Consider the following 22324-nt stretch of genomic DNA (forward strand, 5'->3'; position numbering starts at 1 on the left):
TTTGAAGCAATTATGAACAAACTGTAAAATTTCCATCCCATTGACTAAAAGTGTTTTCTTTATTAGAATGATTTTAAAGCATCAATATTACATATGCAAAATTAGCACACCCAAATTATATGACAATTCTGCACTCTTTGGGTTATGTAGTATCAATTTACATTGAATCGGATTTTGTCTCAGCAAATTTAAGAGAGGAGAAATAAATAAGATGGGTAATAAAATAGAGTTACCGGAACAAGCAATCTTATGGAAAGACAGGAAGAGAACTATATTTGGACTGCCTTTATCCTTTACAAGGTACAGGTTGTATGAGGATAGACTTATAGTATCAAAAGGGTTTCTGAATGTGGTTGAGGAAGAAATAATGCTGTTTAGAATCCTTGACTTCAAAATAAAACTAAGTTTAGGACAGAGAATCTTTAGAGTAGGAACAGTAGAACTATCAACATCAGACGCTACAAATAAGGAATTGCAGCTTTTGAGCATCAAGAAGCCAAGAGAAGTAAAACAGCTGATCTCCGACAAGGTTATGGAGCAAAGAAAAATACATGGGGTTAGAGGGTATGACAGCATAGAAGAAGCACCAGGAGAAAGCCTTTAAAATTGTTCAATAGTCCAAGGATAATATCTATCATTACATATAAAAATGGCACTGAGTTTTAGTGTAAAAGCTAAAATTTAGTGCTGTTTATTTATTAACCACATATCTTTATTATTACATTCTTTAATAAAAAATCAATTTTTTTCTAATTTTCCGACCCAAATATTCTTTTTTTATGTATTTTATGTATATTAGTTAATTTAAGTTATTTTAAATAGGGAAAACAAAATTAACTAAATTTAAGGGGGGTTAGCAACGAGAAAGTAAATTAAGACTCAGGAAGATAAAGAAAATTTTAAGAAGATCTAAAAAAGTATAAATTTTAAGGAGGTTTTTAATTAATGGCAGCAAAAAGGTTAATGACAGTCCTGTTAACCGCATTAATGTTAGCAGGCAGTATTTTTTCAAATGTATCATTTGGTGCAACATCCAGCAGTTTGAAAGTATTGTTTAATAATAACGGATCAGGTGAAAGTACAAATCAGATATACACTAGTTTTAAGTTACAAAATGTTGGAACTGGTGATATAGATCTTTCAAAAATAACTATCAAATATTATTTTACTAAAGATGATAATAAATTAATGAAATTCTATTCCGATTATGTTAGTACTGGTTCTGCTTCAGCTACAATCAGCGATAATTTTATAGAATTGAAGCTATCTGGAGGTATTCTATCGCCAGTTGGATCACAATATCCAAAAACCTCTGAAATGACAATTCAGGGAAGAACTGCAAATAGTGACTGGTCAAATATTGATCAGTCCAATGACTTCTCATACACAGGAGCTATGTCACAGTATGCGGAAAATTCAAATATCGCTGTATTTGAATCCGGTACACTTATTTTCGGTACTATACCTGGAGGAACTATAACTAATCCACCTTCTACATATCTACCAACTAACACTCCGACCCCTGCAGTGACAAAAGGTGCCACACCAACAAGACCAGGCACAACTTCAAAAGGTGAGGTATATCTATCGGTAGATAAAGTAAAAGCATCTGTTGGAGATATAATAGCAGCTACATTAAGTGCGAAAAACTTTGATAATGTATCAGGATACCAGGCAAATATAAAATATGACCCATCTGTGTTACAACCTGTATACCTTGATGGAACTCCATATGATAACACATCATCACCGGAATTGGGAACATTGTTAAATAAGAGATACAACGGAACTGATATGGCATCAAATGATCTTAATAATGGAAAACTTACTTTTGGAAGAACTTATTTGTCTTTAGATGCTTATAAAGCTTCTGGGGTAAAAGAAAACACAGGATCATTGGCTGTTATAGGGTTTAAAGTGCTTAAGGCTGTATCAACTAAGTTAACTTTAGAAGATGCACCAACCCTCACAAATTCAGTAGGTGGAACAATGGTATTTGATTGGGATGGTAAGCAGTTAGCAGGCTATGCAGTAACACAGAATGTAGAAATCAATTCAGGAAACATTCCATCTGTAACACCTACAAAGCAAGCTGCAACACCTACAAAACGTACAACACCCACAAAGCGTGCAACACCCACAAAACGTGCAACACCTACAAAACGTGTAACACCTACAAAGCCGGTTGCGACGCCTACAAAAGCTGTTGCAACACCTACAAAGCAGATAGCAACACCCACTCCAACAAAGCCAGGACAAACTTCAAAGGGTGAAGTATATTTATCAGTAGATAAAACAAAGGCAGCTGTTGGAGATATAATAGCAGCTACATTAAATGTAAAGGGTTTTGATAATGTATCCGGTTACCAGGCAAATATAAAATATGACCCATCTGTGTTACAACCAGTATATCTTGATGGCACACCATATGATAATGCATCATCGCCAGAATTAGGAACATTGTTAAATAAGAGATACAGCGGAACAGATATGGCTTCAAATGATCTAAGTAATGGAAAACTTACTTTTGGAAGAACTTATATGGCGTTAGCATCATATAAAGCTTCTGGCGTTAAAGAGAACACAGGATCATTGGCAACTATAGGATTTAAGGTTCTAAAAGTTACATCAACGAAGATAACATTAGAAAACTCACCAAGCCTAACAAGTCCAGTAGTTGGAACCATGTTATTTGATTGGGATGGCCAGCAGTTAGCAGGCTATGCTGTAACTCAAGCACAATCAATCAATTGAGGAATAAAGGGCACACCTTGATTATATGATTTTAAAGCTCCATTTTGGTATAGATCCAGGTCTATGCCAAAATGGAGCTTTTTTCTCTTAAAACCTTTGAATTAATTTTTCCTTGAGAAAACTTTTCAACATGTTGGTCAGTTTTCCATGATGAATTTTTCATATTAGAAAAGCAAAGTATATTGGTCATAATACTAATTTATATCACAAATTAATTTAAGGCGTTGAAATATCTCTAGAGAAGTGTTAAATTGAATTAAGAATTATTATTTTATGAGGAGGCTATACAATTGTCAAGACTACCAATCAAACTTACATTTGGAGAAGAAGTTGCAAATGCTATAACTCATGGCATAGCATCATTACTTGTATTGTTTTTCATGCCATGGGTATCTATCGTAGCCTACACCAAGGGCGACTCAATATACGATGTTATTGGTGTTACTATCTTTTGTGTATCAATATTTCTTATGTTTCTGATGTCAACGTTTTATCACATAATGGAACATGAGACTAAGCACAAAAAAGTAATGAGAATATTTGATCATATATTTATATATGTAGCAATAGCAGGTACATATACCCCTATAGCAATCTCTGTAATAGGCGGTTGGCAAGCTATTGTTATACTATCCATACAATGGGCTATGGTCTTATTCGGTATACTTTATAAATCCATTTCGAAAAAATCAATGCCCAAATTCTCATTAACTATATATCTGATTATGGGTTGGACTCTTATTATCTTCATGCCGCTGTTCTTCCACAAAGCTAATCGCCTGCTTTTTTGGCTTATTCTTGCGGGAGGAGCACTTTATTCTGCCGGTGCAGCAATCTACGCACGCAAGGGTTTTAAGTACCACCATATGGTATGGCATTTATTTGTATTTTTAGGAGCACTAACTCATTTTATCGGCATATGCTTCTTTATGTATAAATAATTGGCTCTATCGCTGAGAATTTAAATAAGCTCAAAAGAGTGTTTTCAGAATATTTGCAGATCACCTGAAAATACCAGTAAATATTTAACTACATATATTTAGTAGTATTGATCGATTTAGGAACTAAATGATATAATTAACTTATTCTTTAGTCATTTTATTTTTTGATTAACAAAGATACTACCAGATTAATTCCATAGAATTTTCTCATAAGATTTATAAAAGAACGGAGATGTTCACTGATGGATAATTTAACTGGGTTAAGAAAACAAATTAACTTAATTAATAACGAAATACTTAAATTACTGAATAAACGTGCCGCATTAGTTCAGAAAATTACAATGCTAAAAAATGAAACGGGTACTGATTATTATGATCCCATGAGGGAAGCAGAGATGCTCAGTGATATACTCAACCAAAACAAGGGACCATTGCCCGATGAACTGGTAAAAGAAGTGTTCTCAAGTATTTTCCATACTGCATTGAATTATATGGGAATAAGCAATGAAAGGAAACTTCTGGTTGGGACTGAAAGCGAAGTTAACCTTCCAAAATTAAATGAGATGTTTGATATTGATGCTGACATTCCCGTTGTCATCGCAGGGCCATGTGCAGTTGAAAACTTCGAATACTTGGATCAAGTTGCAAAGGCACTTAAGGACAATGGTGTAAAGCTAATTCGTGCAGGTGCATATAAACCAAGAACATCTCCATATGATTTTCAAGGATTGAAAGAAGAAGGATTAAAAATATTACATGAGGTCAGTAATAAATACAAACTGTATTCTGTTACTGAGGTAGTTGATACACGAGATGTTTACTTAGTACAGAAGTATGCAGATGTTCTTCAAATTGGTGCTAGGAACATGCAAAATTTCGAGTTATTGAAAGAAGTCGGACTTACAAATAAGCCAATCATTTTGAAAAGAGGAATGAGTGCCTCAATCAATGAACTTATCTATGCAGCGGAATATATTGCGTTGCAAGGAAATAGAAATATTATTCTTTGTGAAAGAGGTATACGAACTTTCGAAACAAAAACCCGAAATACATTAGACATTTCATCTATCCCTATAATAAAAAGGGAAACCCATTTACCTATAATCGTTGATCTAAGTCATTCTCTTGGAAGGAAAGACATTGTTAACCAGTTAGCAAAAGCAGTGTTAGCTGCTGGTGCCGATGGAATCATGGTAGAAGTTCACCCAAAACCGGAACTTGCCTTATCGGATAGCAAACAGCAGTTAAATATTGATGAATTTAGGGGCATGTTAAGTACAATAGGATATTAGAACATGATTCTTACATGAATCGATGTATTAATTAATAAAAAGATTAAGAAATATCTTTATTGGTTCATATAAGTTAGGTATGGTACCAATTATTTAAATTTCTGAAGGAGACATTTATGGTACATTTAATTTATTGTGATGACAAAGAAGAAGTTTTAGAAAAAATTTTGGATGGCACAAAGACAATGGTTGTTAGAGGTGCTGCAGGAAGAAAGATTCCTCACAGCCGAGTTTTTGAAGGTGAATTACTGTATTTTATGAAAAAAGGTACCAAAAAAATTTCTGCTATGGCTACCGTTGATAGCGTTCAAAACTATGTGAAGTTGGCAGGAGATGATATTATAAGAATACTTGCTGATAATCAAAGTAAACTCAATTTGTCTGAGAAACAAAAAGATCGTTGGCATAAAAAATGCTTGTGCTTAGTAGAGTTTAAAGATGTTAGACAAATTGAACCGTTAGATTTTGATCACCAAAGCAATATGGATGATTGGCTCATAATTGATAAAATTGAAGATGTTGTTGTTGGTACAAGCATTCCTTACAATTATGAAAAGTCTAAATTTTAGGAAGGATTATGAAACTCTGAACAATTAGCAACAGTGGGGTGAAAAATGTGATATCGAAATTTATTGGGAGTTCTCGTTATGCTGTCAAATATACAGATAATTGCATATATATTGCTCCACATGAGTTGTTAAAACCGTATATATCCCACTATAGAATATCTTTTCCTAATAACAGTGTTATTCCAGAAGTATTAACGATAATTCCCGATGCAAGTGGGTGTTTGGTTTTCACTGTTGTTGGAAATACCCTTGAAAGTTTGCTTTGGGGAGCTACAACGGAAACAGTTATTGTAAAAAACGATGTAAATCATTGTCCCATGCGTTTATTCATAGAGTTTTTGCCGCAGGGTCTGTTCTATTTCACAGGTATAACCCAATCTGATTTAACCGATATAAAATTACCATTGTGGCAGGTTAATAGGCATTTATATTCCCAAGTAGAAAGAGCATTTGAAGTAACTAGTAATTTGGATGATTTTATTGAAGTGCTTAATAAAATTTTATTACCTTATATACAAGAAAAAGAGCGCCTGCCAGTTTTATTAGCCGCTATTGAGCAATTGAAACGGTCAAGTGGTACTATTACTGTCAATGAGCTTTCCAACATAACATATTATAGTGAGAGACATTTAAACCGAATATTTAAAGAATATGTCGGTACGAGTGTCAAAACTTTCTCGAGGATTATTAGGATAAATACTTCCATTGAGAAGATGAAAGAGCAAAAGTCTATACTAACAGTTTTAGCACAAGATATAGGTTTTTTTGACCAATCTCATTTTATTCGTGATTTTAAATCTGTGTGTGGAGTAACCCCAAAGGACTATGCATTGAACATGTCCGATTTTTACAATGAGGGATTAAAGTTCTAGTATACAATTAAATAGCGGAAAAGCTTTAAAGTATACAAGGAGGAAACACAAATGAATATGTCAAAATCAGATTTTCAAACAATAAGGAACTGGATATATCGTAATGCAAGACCATTAGATAATGCAAGATGGAGATATCATTTTGAGAATGGGAGTAATGAAGACGTGTTGAAGGCTCTGGCTACATACCAGAATGCGGACGGCGGTTTTGGTCATGCCATAGAGGCAGATTCATGGAATCCCAATTCTTCGCCTATTTCTACTACTACTGCTATAGAAATACTCCGGGAAATCAGGTTTATTGATATAAACCATTCCATTATTAAAGGAATATTGGCGTATTTTGATACTACTACTGATTTCACAGGTGAATATTGGCTTTCTTCTACACCTACAAATAATGACTATCCTCATGCTCCATGGTGGAATTATCCCAATAATGAATCCTTCGATTGGGGGTATAATCCTACTGCTATGATTGCTGGATTTATTCTGTATTTTGCCGATAGAAATACAGGCATTTATAAAAAAGCTGAAAAGATTGCAATGCAGGCAATAGATAAGTACCTTAACGGTGTCATGGAAAATGGAGAGGCATATAATTCAGTTAAAAGAGAGGGCGAATTAAGGTGCTTCAATCATCTGCTGGAGTATTTGGAGGCAGCAGAGTTGACACAGGTATATCAAGCAACCGAGTTAAGAGACACATTAATTAAACAGGTTGATATATATATTGAAAAAGATAATTCTAAATGGAATGGATATTGTTGTAAGCCATCAACATTTATAACTTCACCCGATAGCATATTTTTTAAAGGAAATGAAGACATTCTAAATACTGAATTGGACTACATATTGAAAAACCGAAATCAAGACGGAGTATGGAATATTACTTGGAGCTGGGGATCATATGAAAAGGAATTTGCTATCAGTGAGAACTGGTGGAAAGCAAATATCGCTATTTTAAACATGCTACTTTTGAGGAACTTTAGCCGTCTATAGCTTATGAACGTGAAACTACATAGCCTTTATACTAACAACATAAAGTTTTGTTTAAAGAGCGGAAGCCTGAAAACTTCCGTTCTTTATTTATCTTTAAAGAGATTATCATATAAATAATAGATTTGCCAATGCCAGCATGCCATCACTGCCTTTAACTTATACCAGCGGTCATTTCAAGTTTTACTATACTACAAATGATTCAATTACAACTAATAATGTAACATTAGCAGACATTGCAGCAACAGCCGTAATTTTAAATAATGCATGGAATGATTTTACTACAAACTTTATTGAGCCAAAAAGCTATTTATCATCAAATAATGAAAAGCTTATCGATGTTTATGTATATGATTTAGGTTCTGGCCTCTACGGCCAAACATCATCATACTGGAATTATATTGAATTAAACAGCAACCAAGTAGTTAGTGATTATTACAAAAGAAAAACAACACCTGTACACGAACTTTTTCATCGTGTTCAATACAATTACGGATATATTAGCGGTACATCAAACATGAGCTGGGCTGTTGAAGGAACAGCTTCATGGAGTCAGAAATATCTTGCAAGTGATGTTGGGGACTGGATGCAACGAATGAATCAGGGTCTTAGTATTACTGATACGGATTTAATAGCAAACAGGAGCTATAATGCCTGTCATTTCTGGTGCTATTTAGGCCAACGCACTACTAATGGTGAATATGGCGGTATCGAAAAAGATTTCATAAAACAAACCTGGTATCAATATAGCACAAATGGGCATAACATGAAAATGCAGTTGATAGTGCTATTAAATCAATAATGGGGTCAGTTTTTACTTTTGATACTCTTACTGCCAGCTGGTTGTTTAGCAACTTTTATAAAGATATAACAAATGCCATTTCAAGATATGACTATCAAGAAGATGAATGGACAAGAGTTGCCGGATCTACTAATTATGGACCATTAGCACATATTATACCTACGCAAACTGCTTCATTAGATTTAAATGGTAATTTTTTTACTAGTGATAGCGTAGCCGCTTACGGATCAGATTATTATGTACTAAATATTGCAAGTAATGTGGGTAAGGTTGCTGTAATGGTTATGGGGGTTCCAAGCGGTGGAAATTATTCATTAAGGGCTAAAGGGCTAAACTAAAAATAGCTGGTATTGTCCAATATTAAGCAGTTATTGCAAATAGCATAACACATATCAGGATATGCTTGCCAAGGAAATCCTGTTTTAGCCTTGAAAACCATATTCTACTGATTTGTAACATATAGTGAAAGTAATTCAACGTCCATATTGATAATTTGTTACAGAAAAGGGGGAACTGACACACAAGTAGTTTATTGAACTACTATGTACAGTTCCTTTTTCTTATATTCCTTAATGGCTTTCCAGATTTGCACAAAAAGGAAGAAATTAAAAAGTTCAAATGGAAGTTGCTAAAGAGGTTGACAGAGTAGTAGGCAGTATTATTAAGGATGGCATGAACGATGAACAAAAAGTAAAAGCTATTAATGACTACATAAAAAACCGCTAAGTAAGACTACGATGCATTAAATAACAAGTATAAAAAATTCATTTATACAATTTTATTTTTTATTGCATATACAGCAAGTTGAACTCTATCTCTTAATTTTAGTTTATTTAAAATATCAGCTATTAAATTTCTTACTCTTCCTTCACTTAAAAACAGCTCTTTAGACATTTCTTGTGTTGATTTTCCTTGTACAATATATTGTATAATTGAGATTTCTTTTTCACTTAAGTCATGCTTGTATATATTTTGATTTACTTCACTTACAGTATCTTTCACATCTGAAAGCATTTGAAATACATCATCATGAATTATCTTAAGGTTACTATGCACATTTTTAATAGCATTTATTAGAATATCAGGTGTCACATCCTTTAATAAGTAACCGTCGGCACCATTAGATATAGCAGTCCTAAAACTTTCATCATTTGTAAATGTTGTTAATATAATAATTTTTATAAAATTATATTTTTCTTTAATAATTTTTGTAGCTTCAATACCATCACACTCTGGCATTTTTATGTCCATAAGGACTACATCTACATTGCCTTTTTCGCATAAATCAATAGTTTCATTTCCATTTCCAGCACAACCAACAATATTAATGCTTTCATCACTATTTAGTCTATATTTTATACTTTCACGTAAAATAGTTTCATCGTCAGCAATAACAACATTTATCAAAATATCACCTCATTATATGATTTTAGTATCTCTTTACTCTCTGGCAACTCTACATTATTGGGTAATTCTATATAAATATTAAAGCCTTCATCCTTTTTCGAACTTAGTTGAATCTTGCCATTTACCCCTGAAACATATTCCATAATTCTACTTAAGCCAAAATTCTTTTTAATTTTAGTACATCCCTTGCCATCATCAACTATATTTAACTTAATCACGTTAATATCAAAATCAAGACTTATTTTAACTTGTTTTGCCTTTCCATGGCGAATAGAATTGGTAATGGATTCTTGACATATTTTATAAATGAATGCGTCGTATATAGAACTATTAGTAAAATTTTTCTTATTCCAAGTAAAATCAATTTTGAGTCCAAGGTCTGTATACTTTGAAAACAAATTATTTAAGCATTCAACTAAATTTTTGCCTTTTTGTTTATCTACTTGGATATTTGTAATACCAGATACAAAACATCTTAATTGTCTCAATCCTTCTTTGGAAAGATTTAGAGATTCGAAGAACTTGTCTTTTGATGTACCGGGGAAATTTATTTTAGCATTTTCCATCTCATATAAACCCAGTTCAAGATTTGCTCCTAATAAAGTTAATGTTCTCCCAAGATTATCATGCATTTCAACTGCTATTCGATCCCGCTCTTTAAACAAAGCTAATTTTTCAACTAATTGCCTATAACCAGATACATCATTAAATGAAAATACCCTTCCAATCAACTTGTTTTTTAAGTTATAAATTGGTTTAGCATACGCAAAATAATATTTTTGCTCAGGCTCCATAATCTGAAACTCACCATATAAATATTCACTTGTTCCACATTCCATAGCATCAAGTATCGTTGTACTAAATTCATTACAAACAATATTATTCCTTAGTTCACTGACAAAATTAGTAATTGGCTCATTTATTAAGCTTTTTTTATTGTAGCAAAAGTTTAATAACAAAGACTTATTTGTATACACTATATTATTAAATGAATCAATTACTAAAATTGATTCATGCATATTTTGAGTTATTTCCTCGAGAGCAATGGGTATTATGTTTAATAACTTATATTTCCATATGGCAATGGTTAAAAACATCATGGTTAAAGCAAAACATACTATTGTTAAATCAATTTTGTGAAAATTTATAATACCGCAAACCATCATTACATTAATAATAAAAGGACAAAAAAATGCAATAAGAATAAATAACACCTGTTTTCGTATGGGTTTTGGCTGATTCACCATATGTATTATTAACAAAATACAGCCTACTAGGGTGTACAAATAGGAAATTATAGTTTCGATTATAAATAATACTCCATACTTAGTGAGCCCATAGAATTTAAGCTCAATAAAGAAAAGATGATGTAATTCATTTGTCACAACCCCAATATAGCATAATGTTGGTGGTATACCTAGTATCATTACCATGTGTTTAAGGTTTTTTATATTTTTTGTTGTATAAATGTAACTGAATATCATGAAAAGAAAACCAGAATAACATATCGATAGATACTTCAAATAGCTAAATGAAACAAATCCAGGTTTGTCAATTGTAAATACCTGCATAATACCAAACAATGTCCAAAATAATATATCTGATTGTAAAAGAATGAGTGAATATAATAATAAACATTTTTTACATTTAGTTAGCGAAAAAACAATAAGAGCTAATAGTAATAAACCAATTACTGATTGTAATATTACATTTGTAATATCTAATGAACTCATAAAACCATCCCGTTCTTACATATAACTGCAATACACTTAAACACAATCTATAATAAATGCAATTTATATAAATCACATTACCATATATTGCACTAAATAACAAGACCCTTCAAACTATACTAATCATTATAGTTTATCTACAATTGAGCACATTTCAATTTTAGATTAAAGACTTTTCACTAAACATACATCTGTCACCATAACAACATTACAACTGTATGAAATTTTTTCAAAAAGTGAAAGTCGCACAAAGACGAATGACATATGCTTGTTATAATGGTTTTTTATAGAAATACAATTCACAATATGATAGTTTATCTACATAATAATTAAGGTTTACTAACAACGATCTGTTAAATAATAATCGCTTGATGTATAAGGAGGGAATTTTTTATGAAACGTTTATATTCAAAAAAAATCAATTCAACAAATGACAATGTCAGCGGCTATGGGTGTGGATTTATTTGTATAAACAGTTGTCAAGGCGGCTGTAACGGTGTTTGCAGAAGCGACTGTAACAGTGGTTGTAAAGGTGGTTGTAAGTTTCAGTGTATGGGTAATTGTGGAAAAAATAGTTGGTGGAGATAGTTGTAGTCATAGATGTGCATACTTGTAACTAAAAAGTTTAAAATATTAGATTGTAACTAGTAGATGCTCGTTTTTTTAGTATAACCTTGTATTATTATACTGCACATGGGCATAAAGTTCTTATTATTTTACAATATGCCCATTAAGTGCAGTTTACATTCGCATTATTGTTAACATTTTAGATGATAATTTTTGAAATAGCAATTGCAAAGTTTTTTTGGAATAACCTAATTCAAATTATTGAGGAGATTTATTATATGAGTAGTGTAACAGAAAAATCTTATGAAATGGGTAAAATGCCACTGTCATGGAAAAATGATCAAGCAAAATCAATAACCTTTATCGTTACAGAGGATTGTAATTTGATTTGTAAATATTGTTATCTAACTGGTAAAAATGAAACAAATAAAATGGACTTTGAAACAGCTAAAAAAGCTGTAGATTATATTTTAAATACTGATTCTGTCAGCGAAGAACATGATGCTGTTGTATGGGAATTTATAGGCGGAGAGCCATTTATGGAAATAGATTTAATTGATAATATTTGCGATTATATAAAACAACAGATGTTTTTACTAAATCATAAATGGTTTGATTTTTATCGATTTTCTTTCTCGACAAACGGTATCTTATATGATAGGCCTGAAGTTCAAAATTTTATTGCAAAAAATTATAACCATTTATCAATTGGCATTACCATCGATGGAACAAAAGAAAAACATGATCTCAACAGAATATATAAAGACGGAAGAGGTTCTTATGATGATGTAGTAAGAAATGTCCCTATGTGGTTAGAACAATTTCCAGGAACTACAACAAAGGTAACTTTTGCAAGTAACGATTTACCATACCTGAAGGATAGTGTAATTCACTTATGGAATATGGGCATAAAAAATATTCCTGCAAATGTGGTTTTTGAGAATGTTTGGAAAGATGGGGATGATTTAATTTTTGAAAATCAATTACTCGAACTTGCTGATTATATATTAGAAAATGATATGTGGAAAGACTATAGTGTTAGATTTTTTGATGAACACACTGGACATCCTTTAACTGATGAAGGTTTAAGTCAAAACTTTTGTGGTTCAGGCCGAATGCTTGCTATTGATCCAAAAGGAAACTTATTTCCCTGCATAAGGTTTGCTGATTATTCTCTAAGTAATAGAAAAGGTTTGCAAGTAGGTGATGTCTACACAGGAATAAATCCTGATAAAGTGCGTCCATTTTTGGCTTTAAATCTGGTAGATCAAAGTCGGGAAGAATGTATTAATTGTAAAGTAGCTAGCAATTGTGGCTGGTGTCAAGGTTGCAATTATGATATGGCAGATAGTGATACCATTTATCAAAGAGCAACATTTGTATGTAAAATGCATAAGGCCAACAGTCGGGCAAATAAATACTTTTGGACAAAATTCAAGGAGAAAACAGGCATTATATCAGAATATGAACGTAAACAAATCGATCATAATAAGAGATCTGTAGGAACCTATTTGCAATTTATCACAAGTGACGATATTACACCACATTGTTGTTATAAAACAAAGGAAGACCAGCCTATAAACAAAATGAGTAATGAAATAATGAAAAAAGGAATTGCCTTTTCCGACGAAAATGATATGATACCTATGTTTCTAACCAATGAATTGCATTCAGGAAATTGTATTTCAGGTGAGCAATCAATATTAGATAAAGTAGACATACCTGTATATCATAATAAAAACATTTTAAAAAACACTTCAGCACATAACTGTATTTTGCTAATGACCAGAAATGATATCAACAATTTATGTCAGAATGTTTTAGGTCTATTAAAAATGCTCACTCGCGTCAATCTTGTTATACAAGATTTAGATGAATGGGACAAGGACGATTTAACTAAATATCAATTTGAATTAGAAGCTATCGCTTTAGAAATTATAGCTATAGCTAATAAAGCTCAAGTGATACCAGAAATAAACGTCTTAACTGATATATTTGATTTAAAATCTATGTCTAATTGTGATGCAGGTATTAAAAGTTATTCTTTGGCACCTAATGGCAAACTTTACCTCTGTCCGGCATTTTATTTTGATAATCCAGAAAACAGTATTGGAAGTTTGGAAGAAGGTATTAATATTAAAAACCCCGAATTATTAAAGTTATCTAAGGCACCTATTTGCAGTGCTTGTGATGCTTTTCATTGTCAAAGATGCAAATATCTAAATAAAAAATTAACAGGCGAATATAACACACCATCTGCTATTCAGTGCCATATCAGCCACATTGAACGATTGGTTTCTTTTAAAATCCAAAAAGAATTAATTAAAAATGGCTATGAATTTGATAATATTCTACAAGCCATTGATTATATGGATCCATTAGCCAAAATTTACAAACCTAGTAACATTAAATGCCGTTAGCATAAAGTGATTGGCATGTTAAACAATTATAAGTGACAAATACCAGAGAGAGGATGAATATTCATGGAAAACAAAATGGAAAATAAAATTGTTGGTACAATTACCGAGGAAGAAAAAAATCATATAGAAAGGCTGTATGAGAGAAAATGCGGTTTAAGTGAATTATTATACTCAATAACAGATAATAATTTATTAAACAGTGAATTAAAAAACACTATCTATCAGAAGCTTGTTGATGATATGGGCAAAACCCAAAACCTTTACGACAAATGGTGGAATGATATACAAGATAAATATCAATGGGAAAGTGTTGAAGGTGGCAGCTACCGTATTGATTTTTTATCTAACAATGTATTACTTATATGTAACTACACTTGTAGTTAAATAAAATTCCATAACTTTGCTATGCTTCGTTTGAATTATGCAATTATTTCAGTTGAACGAAAGGGATTTACAATTTGGTGATAAATAAAAAAGATATAGTTCTTATAAAGAGAGCAATCCAATATATAAAACCATATAAAATACGATTTATCTTTGCTTTTCTAACTATACTATTAGGGATTATTACTGATATAATTCAACCATTGCTGTGGGCAAAATTAATTGTAAATCTTTTCGGCAATAATTTTCCCAAAGTCATAGATAATATCTTGCTTATTACAATAGTATTTTTAGTAAATTCATTAGCTGGTTTCATGCGTTTATATTTAACATCTTTTTTAAGTCAACAAATAATCTTTGATCTTAAGAAAGATATTTATAATAGAATACTTAACCTCCCAATAAAAGCTTTTGATAAAATGCGAACTGGCGATTTTATGTCGCGTTTAGAGGGTGATGTGGGTGGAGTAGCTGATATAATTACAAATCAGCTTATTAACACCATTGTTGAAATACTACGGGTAATTATTGTCGGCATTGTAATATTTAGTATAAACATACACCTAGCTCTATTGGTACTTATTTGTTTCCCTGTAACTTATGTAATCTACCATAAATTCGGTGTTATAATCCGCAAAGAAAATGAAAAACTTTTCGAACTTAATGATAACTATTTTAGCCACATCCATCAAACTATCTCTGGTATAAGGGAAATAAAAAGCTTAGGAGCAAATATACTCAGTTTTAGGAATTTTTTAGAGTTATCTACAAGCCTAAAGGTGAAAGCACTCAAAATAAATATTATAAGCGGTGTTTCCCAAATGATATCCCAAATTGTAAACTTTTCATCAGAAATATTAGTTATGCTGGCAGGAGGATATTTTGTTTACAAGGGCACACTGACTATGGAAAACTTTATTGCTTTTACATCATATTCAGGACAGTTTTCAAACTCACTGATGAGTGTAACCCGTATAAATGCATCAATACAACAAGTTTTAACATCATTAGAACGCATATTTGGGTTGCTTGATAATTTAAATTATGATATTGAGCCAATAGGTAAGCAAAAGTTAAAAAAAGTAAATGGTAGCATTGTGTTTAAAAATGTTTCATTTCAATACAATGAAGAAAACCAGGTTCTCAAAAATATCAATTTAAATATATCTTCCAATAAAAAAATTGCTATCGTTGGACAAAGTGGTAGCGGCAAGACGACATTATTTAATCTTTTATTAAGGTTTTACCGACCTACAAAAGGTATAATTACTATTGATGGTATTCCTCTTATTGATATTGATGAAACCTCTCTGCGTGAGAACCTCGCAATGGTACATCAGGAACCATATTTTATGACCCTGTCAATTAAAGAAAACTTAAAACTTGCATCACCAGAGGCAACAGATAAAGATTTAATTGAAGCATGCAAGATTGCATATATACATGATTTTATAAATTCACTCCCTGATAAATATGACACCGTCCTTGGAGAAAATGGTATAACAATTTCAGGCGGACAAAAACAACGATTGGCTATTGCTCGAGCACTACTTAGAAATGCAAAAATAATATTGTTTGATGAAGCTACTTCCGCCCTTGATAATGAATCACAAATAAAGATCAAAGAAGCAATCGATCAAATAGCTGCAAAGCACACAGTATTAATTATTGCCCATCGCCTTGTTACTGTCTTAGAAGCTGATGAGATAATCGTAATGTCAAATGGCGAAGTTGTAGGTTTTGGCAACCATAATAGTTTAATTAAAAATAATGAAATATATCAAAAACTTTACAAAAGTGAGATTACCACAATTACATCAACTCCTAAAGTTGTAGGGGGCTAAAAAGGTGAGGGTTTATGAATAATAATTGTTTTAAAAGCCCAGTAAAAATTTTTGTTGTTGACAGCGGAATTAATAAGAATATTTCCGACCTAAATCAATATGTTACTAATTCTACAGGTTTCGGAATAAATGAAGATTCATATATTGCACAAGACAATACAAGAGAAGTTAAAAATATACACGGAACAGTTATATCACTGATTATTAGAGATATTTTTAATAAAGTTGAATTAACAAGTGTTAATATTTTAAATGAAAATCTCAAAACAGATGCTAGAATTTTAATATATTCACTCTGTTGGTGCCTGGAAAACAAACCAGATATAATTCATTTAAGCCTTGGTACAAGATCATTTTTCTATAGCTTTGCATTAAGAAAGATCATAAAAGAAGCTCATAAAAACAATATTTTAGTTGTAGCAGCTCATGATAACTTACAAGGCATTAGCTACCCTGCACATTTAAAGGGTGTTTTTGGAGTCAAAGGCTCAGAAAAACTTGAGAAAAACGAATTTTCCTATAATAATAAGATATGGTTAGCTCCATTTGGCGTTGATGGAATTAAAGGAATAAGTGAATTTCAAGAAAACCCCGATAATATGTGTGGTAATAGCATGGCCGCAGCTTATATAACTGGACACATAGCAAAAATAGTATATCATACAGGTACAAAGAACTTTAAATCAGTATCTCAAATTTTGTCATACAAGGTCAAATAGCATCAATTCCCAAAATCATGACCACCCGCTCAGCGGGTGGTTTGCTCTTACCCTATAATTTATAAAGCCTCATTGCCAATATTCCTAGTATAAGATTATAGAATATAAATTGGTTTTTTATTTAAGGAGTCCAAAGAACTGCATTTCCGTTAAAGTCTGTTCCTGCTACCTGCCCATTATCGTTTATTGCACGTCCTACAGCAATCCTATCTTCAATAACTCCGAAAGTAGCCATTTGGCTAAGGTCGATTATTTTACCGTTCTTCCATATTACCGCATGTCCTGTGTAATTTGCTCCTTCAGCCTTTCCGCAAACTACTCCATCATTGTTTATATCATACGCATATGACCATTGGTCATTTCCGCTTAAAGTTCCAAGATCCTTCATAACACCATTTTCCCAGAGAAAAGCATGATGGTTTATTTTTTCATCACCTATATATGAGCCTCCCACTATCTGTCCATTTTCATTTATATGTTCTGCAAGTGTTTCACCATAAGCTTCATAATCGCTTATAAGATCTTTATTAATAAGGTTATGAAGGTAAAGTCCCATTGTGTTTTTACCGAAAGTTACTTTTGGACAATTTTTATTCAAAGAACCTAAATCTTTGAAAGCACCGTTTTCATAAAGGAAACTCCAAACCTGCATATTGGCATTTTCAAAAACAGCCTGCCCCCATCCTATTATCTGGCCTTTGTTGTTTATATCAACAGGTAAAAAATATCCCAAATCTTTGTAAACTCCATTTTCAATTGTAAAACCTTTCAAAGTGCATTCTACCGTATCTGTCTTATACCCAATGATTTGTCCTTTATCGTTGATATCGGTATACCTTGTATAACCAAGATCCTTAACATTGCCGTTCTGCCACAAAAACCCCTGGCTGTACATAAATCCCGAACCATCTTCAAATTCCTTTTCGGTGCTCATGCAAATCTGGCTGCTGTCGTTTATAGAATAGGGCCATGAAGGCACATTATTTAAAAGTGTACGGGTACCATCTTCATACATATATGGATAGATGTCATTTCCTTTGGATGCACCGCCTATTATCTGACCTTTTGAATTAATATCTGTGGAATATGAGCCTGCATTAGTTCCCAGGTCTAAGATAGGAACAGGAGGTTTTAAATTATTTGAACCAATCATCTTAACTTTTCCACCAACCTTAAACTGGTTATAAGCAAATCCGGTTGAAGAAAATGGATGAAGGAAGCTTTTTAAAAATAGGCTCTTTTCAGTTCTTGTTACGTTATTTGGTATGTAATCATCAAATCCAAGATAGGTTTTGGCACCATTTCTTAAAAATGCATCCAATGTTGTGTTGTATGCCGATCTACACGATCCCATAAGTATAATGTTATTTAAATAAGTATTTTTAAAATAAGCATCTATAAAGGATGGAAGAACAAAGAAATTTGATGTATATTCGTTGGTTGTTTCATCATAAAACGTAAAAGTAGCCAGACGATGCTTTTGAAGATCCATCGCTATATTTTCAGCATCTGCTGCAGTTTCGCTATCACCATAACCTTGTGTGATAAAGAAACCGCATACACCGCCTTTTTCACTACCTCCCCATGATTCCTCACTTCTTAAATTGTAAAAAACACTATCCCCATGGGTGCTGATGCTTATAATGCCGTATTTGTACAATTCTTTTCTAAGAAAACTCACGGTGACTTCCTTATCTTTTAAATAAGTAATATCCGAATCTCTAAATACTTCTTTGCCGTCATACTTATAATTTTTTAAAGTATTGTAAAAATTAGGTGAATATGCACTCTTGTCATTATCATCATTAGCACCGAATTCATATAGCATTGGTGACAATAGGAGCACTTTCCTTGTAGCTATTCTTGGGCCAGACTGCTCACTATCAGGCAGCGGTTCCTCTTTAGGAGGTGTTACAACAGGAACTGATGGAATAAAAGTTGGTTCTGCAGCCAAATTTACAATCTCATCGGGTGCAGATCTTATCTCTTCCATGGTGCTGCTATTTAAATTTTCAATATTTGCAGAGGGATTAGCTTTTCTTAATGAAAAACCACCCAAAATACCGTTTGCTTGTTCAAACCAAATTATATCTCCATTACCGGAAAGTCCCGCCTGTTTAATTTGAGGGTCCAGGTTTAATTCGGAAATTATTTTTTCATTGGCTTTATCAGCTCCCATAAGTGAGAATAGTTCTTTAAACCTTGATAAGTACTTCTTTTGAAGTATTCCCGAATTTTTTATATCTTCCATTGTCAAATTGTGTGGCAAAGTTTCACTATCTGAAGTTTCGTTAAAATTCTTTATAATTATTATTACATCTGCCATGTTAATAGCATTATCCCTGTTAAAATCCTTTATTTCACTGTAATTAGCATCACCGACAACAGCGGAGAAGGATTTGGCCAGTTCGAGAACATCTTTTAAATTTATGGCACCATCTTTACAAAGGTCTCCAGGCAACATAATGATTGGAGATTCTTTTGTGGATACAACATTTATTTGTTTTGTGCCGTCAAAATTTATTTTTTTATCCAGATATCCTGCTTTACTAATTATTAATTCAAAAGTATAAGTATCAAGTAAAAGTTCAAAATGGCCTTGGCTGTCAGAAGTTGTGTGAATATTGCCGCAGCTAATCTCAAAACCCTTTAATACTTCTTTGTCATTAGAGGTGAAATTAATAGAAATATATCCGTTTACCCTTATTTTTTCGCCCTCTGGTTCTTCTATTACTGGGGTATAAGGCTTGGAAAAAAGTCTTTTTGCTTCAACTATAGCTTCATCCCTAGATATCTGTATTTTTTTTGAAAGAATTTTCAAGTCTTTGTCAAGAAATAGGTATGTAGGTTCTAAAATCCACCATCTGCTTGAATAGCCGCTGCCGGACTGGTTTTCTGATATTTTGCAATATTTAGATTTAAATTCCCCACTTGGATCATTTAATATTAAATTTACTATATTATTGTCATCTGGATCGATACCGTTTTTGGAAATTCTTATAAATTGAGTATCAGGAATATTCTCATTATAAAGAGAAAGGATTTCTGTGTTCAAATCATCGAAAATTAGCACAGTGTTTTTACCTCTAAAACTTTCAAGCTTAACATCATTACCTTTTAAATCCTTAAAAGTATATGTTGGACTTATACCTATCTCTGGAAAGTTTTCTCCCAAGTATTTTAAATCAACAATGTCACTGTTATTTCTAGTAAGGCATATCCATCCTTGAGGTAGCATTTCCCATAAATAGTCAATACAGCCAACTGATAGTACAGGTATGGTTGTCCCCATAGAGGCACCTTTTATATAGATTAGCTTATAAGAACGGTTTAAGCTGTCATAGGAATCAAACATCCATCCCTCAGGAAGGTAATCATGATACAAATTGTAATCAACATCTGAAGATGCATGCATTGTATTACCGAAACTAGCGTTTTCAACACATGATATAGTGTATGTTTCAATACCAACTGATGATACTACCCATCCCGCAGGCGGCTTGTTTTTTACTACAATCTTATTATTTGTCTTATAACTGGGCAAATTCTTCAATGTCAATTCATATCCGAGTTTACCACCTTTAGTATTTTTTATAACGCACAGTTTTTTTGTGCTGTCAAAACTATAAATAACCCACCCTTCGGGCAATTTTAAATTTGAATTTTCAACGTATTTGTAACTTGCATTTTGTTCTAAACCATACTCAGCATCTTTTATATATTTAATCTTAACCTTTTCACCCAGATTATCCATATAAGATGTAATAACCCATCCATCAGGTATCTGTTGATAGTTTTCAACTTCAAACGTACTTTTAAAATCATCATATACTGTAAGCTCCGTGCCAAACGGGGCATTGCCAATATATTGTACTGTTTTTCCATATTCCTTCCATACCCAATTAGTACTATCAGGGAGCAACTTATCATCCTTATTTGAAAGGTATATATCCAGAGTTGTACCAAATTTGGGTTTACCGCCGATATAGATTATTTTGTCACTGGATAAATAAGCCCAATTCTTAGGAAGATTAGTTATATCCAAATGATGGCAGTTTAAAGTATCACCAAACGAAAACCTTTGGGATACTTCCTCTTCATTGCCTAAATATAATATTACAGATTCATTGGTACTATCGTTAAAACTTGTAACAATCCAGTCTTTAGGCAACTCATAGCAACATTCGGAGTTGTATTTACTGGATAATACTGAATACTCAATGTCTCCGGGCTTTGCATTCTTAACACATTTTATTTTGTAAATCAATTCTTTTTTTCCATCAAGTTCAATGCTTATAAAGTCTTTCGGAAGATCGATGGCACATGTTTCTTCTATTGCCCCATACCATGAATTGCAGATGTTTTTATATGTACAATCCCACTTCCAGTAATCGGTATAATGAGTTGGTATCCAATAATCCAAATCCAGATCATAAATCGGGCTTTTGGTTATTACCTCTCTATATTTAAAACGATAAGCACTTGGACCAGGTTCACTGATTATACTAGTGAGACCTTCATATTTTATAAGTGTATATATTCCCAATGTACCAATTTCTTTCCAACCTGCCGGAATATGATCTTTGTATAAAACAGGCTGAATACATCCATTGGTTGAGCCTCCTATATATTTTACAGTATATGAAGCTGTGCCAATTTCTTTTAAATCAACAACCACCCAATTTAAAGGTAAATCATCTATTTTTATTACTGTCTCAATATCTCCGCATCTAGCTCCACCAACATACTTTAAAAGATAACCTTGCGTATTTCTGCCTGTCACAATCCAATCTTTTTCCAATGAACCAAATGATGAAACAATTTTTGTATCACCGTAGGATTGGGCATTTGCACTACCATAATAGCCAATAGCTACAAATACTATTAAAAATAATAATAGTTTAATTCTCATATAACCTCCTGTTTTTAGTTTTATATTTTTATATGTTAAATTATTTTTTTAGTAAGTAAAAGGCGAAGAGAATGCCGAGGATTTTATCGAAGTTTTTGCCGAGATCTCT

General features: G+C 32.4%; 17 protein-coding genes. 14 read left to right on the top strand and 3 right to left on the bottom strand.

The window, feature by feature from the left end; translation table 11 throughout:
- Positions 1-211: 211 nt before the first annotated feature.
- From Bccel_RS19085 to Bccel_RS19125, 9 genes are all read left to right on the top strand, one after another.
- Positions 212-604: a PH domain-containing protein gene (locus Bccel_RS19085; protein ID WP_050753638.1), complete on the top strand. Its 393-nt coding sequence runs from the start codon at positions 212-214 to the stop codon at positions 602-604.
- Between the two features lie 341 nt (positions 605-945).
- Positions 946-2754 carry a cohesin domain-containing protein gene (locus Bccel_RS19090; RefSeq protein WP_050753639.1) on the top strand — a complete coding sequence of 603 codons (1809 nt, stop codon included), beginning with the start codon at positions 946-948 and terminating at the stop codon, positions 2752-2754.
- 290 nt (positions 2755-3044) lie between these two features.
- A complete protein-coding gene (gene trhA, locus Bccel_RS19095; protein WP_036936472.1) occupies positions 3045-3695 on the top strand; it encodes a PAQR family membrane homeostasis protein TrhA in 651 nt (216 codons plus the stop codon).
- Positions 3696-3937: 242 nt separating this feature from the next.
- The gene (locus Bccel_RS19100; protein WP_036936470.1) at positions 3938-4987 is read left to right on the top strand and encodes a bifunctional 3-deoxy-7-phosphoheptulonate synthase/chorismate mutase; all 1050 of its coding nucleotides are present in this window, start codon (positions 3938-3940) and stop codon (positions 4985-4987) included.
- Between the two features lie 116 nt (positions 4988-5103).
- Positions 5104-5556, top strand: a complete 453-nt coding sequence (locus Bccel_RS19105) for a hypothetical protein (RefSeq protein WP_036936467.1) — start codon at positions 5104-5106, stop codon at positions 5554-5556.
- 47 nt (positions 5557-5603) lie between these two features.
- Positions 5604-6428: a helix-turn-helix domain-containing protein gene (locus Bccel_RS19110; protein ID WP_050753640.1), complete on the top strand. Its 825-nt coding sequence runs from the start codon at positions 5604-5606 to the stop codon at positions 6426-6428.
- 51 nt (positions 6429-6479) lie between these two features.
- Positions 6480-7430, top strand: a complete 951-nt coding sequence (locus tag Bccel_RS19115; protein WP_036936464.1) for a hypothetical protein — start codon at positions 6480-6482, stop codon at positions 7428-7430.
- 136 nt (positions 7431-7566) lie between these two features.
- Complete coding sequence (locus Bccel_RS19120) at positions 7567-8229, top strand: hypothetical protein (protein ID WP_036936462.1); 663 nt, start codon at positions 7567-7569, stop codon at positions 8227-8229.
- Entirely contained in the window at positions 8229-8567 is a 339-nt protein-coding gene (locus Bccel_RS19125) for a hypothetical protein (protein ID WP_036936460.1), read from the top strand. The genes Bccel_RS19120 and Bccel_RS19125 overlap by 1 nt, the downstream gene beginning before the upstream one ends.
- A 430-nt stretch (positions 8568-8997) precedes the next feature.
- Here the strand turns inward: Bccel_RS19125 and Bccel_RS19130 are convergent, their stop codons facing one another.
- Together Bccel_RS19130 and Bccel_RS19135 are read right to left on the bottom strand one after the other, a co-directional pair.
- Positions 8998-9636, bottom strand: a complete 639-nt coding sequence (locus tag Bccel_RS19130; protein ID WP_036936458.1) for a response regulator transcription factor — start codon at positions 9634-9636, stop codon at positions 8998-9000.
- Positions 9633-11369 carry a sensor histidine kinase gene (locus Bccel_RS19135; RefSeq protein ID WP_036936456.1) on the bottom strand — a complete coding sequence of 579 codons (1737 nt, stop codon included), beginning with the start codon at positions 11367-11369 and terminating at the stop codon, positions 9633-9635. The genes Bccel_RS19130 and Bccel_RS19135 overlap by 4 nt, the downstream gene beginning before the upstream one ends.
- 393 nt (positions 11370-11762) lie before the next feature.
- Here Bccel_RS19135 and Bccel_RS19140 point away from each other — a divergent pair, with 393 nt between their 5' ends.
- From Bccel_RS19140 to qhpE, 5 genes are all read left to right on the top strand, one after another.
- Positions 11763-11957 (top strand): hypothetical protein, encoded by a 195-nt coding sequence (locus Bccel_RS19140; RefSeq protein WP_036936454.1) that lies wholly within the window; start codon positions 11763-11765, stop codon positions 11955-11957.
- Between the two features lie 257 nt (positions 11958-12214).
- Positions 12215-14356 carry a radical SAM peptide maturase, CXXX-repeat target family gene (locus tag Bccel_RS19145; protein WP_036936452.1) on the top strand — a complete coding sequence of 714 codons (2142 nt, stop codon included), beginning with the start codon at positions 12215-12217 and terminating at the stop codon, positions 14354-14356.
- Between the two features lie 63 nt (positions 14357-14419).
- A complete protein-coding gene (locus Bccel_RS19150; RefSeq protein ID WP_050753641.1) occupies positions 14420-14740 on the top strand; it encodes a CXXX repeat peptide modification system protein in 321 nt (106 codons plus the stop codon).
- A 77-nt stretch (positions 14741-14817) separates the two neighbouring features.
- Positions 14818-16584: an ABC transporter ATP-binding protein gene (locus Bccel_RS19155; RefSeq protein WP_242853043.1), complete on the top strand. Its 1767-nt coding sequence runs from the start codon at positions 14818-14820 to the stop codon at positions 16582-16584.
- Positions 16585-16598: 14 nt separating this feature from the next.
- Positions 16599-17303 (top strand): subtilisin-like serine protease QhpE, encoded by a 705-nt coding sequence (qhpE, locus tag Bccel_RS19160; RefSeq protein ID WP_036936451.1) that lies wholly within the window; start codon positions 16599-16601, stop codon positions 17301-17303.
- Positions 17304-17424: 121 nt separating this feature from the next.
- On the opposite strand, the gene Bccel_RS19165 is transcribed toward qhpE, so the two are convergent.
- On the bottom strand, positions 17425-22215 hold the full coding sequence (locus Bccel_RS19165) for an HAF repeat-containing protein (RefSeq protein WP_036936449.1): 4791 nt from the start codon (positions 22213-22215) through the stop codon (positions 17425-17427).
- Between the last annotated feature and the right edge of the window lie 109 nt (positions 22216-22324).

The sequence above is a fragment of the Pseudobacteroides cellulosolvens ATCC 35603 = DSM 2933 genome (assembly GCF_001262605.1).
Taxonomy (GTDB): Bacteria; Bacillota; Clostridia; order Acetivibrionales; family DSM-2933; genus Pseudobacteroides; species Pseudobacteroides cellulosolvens.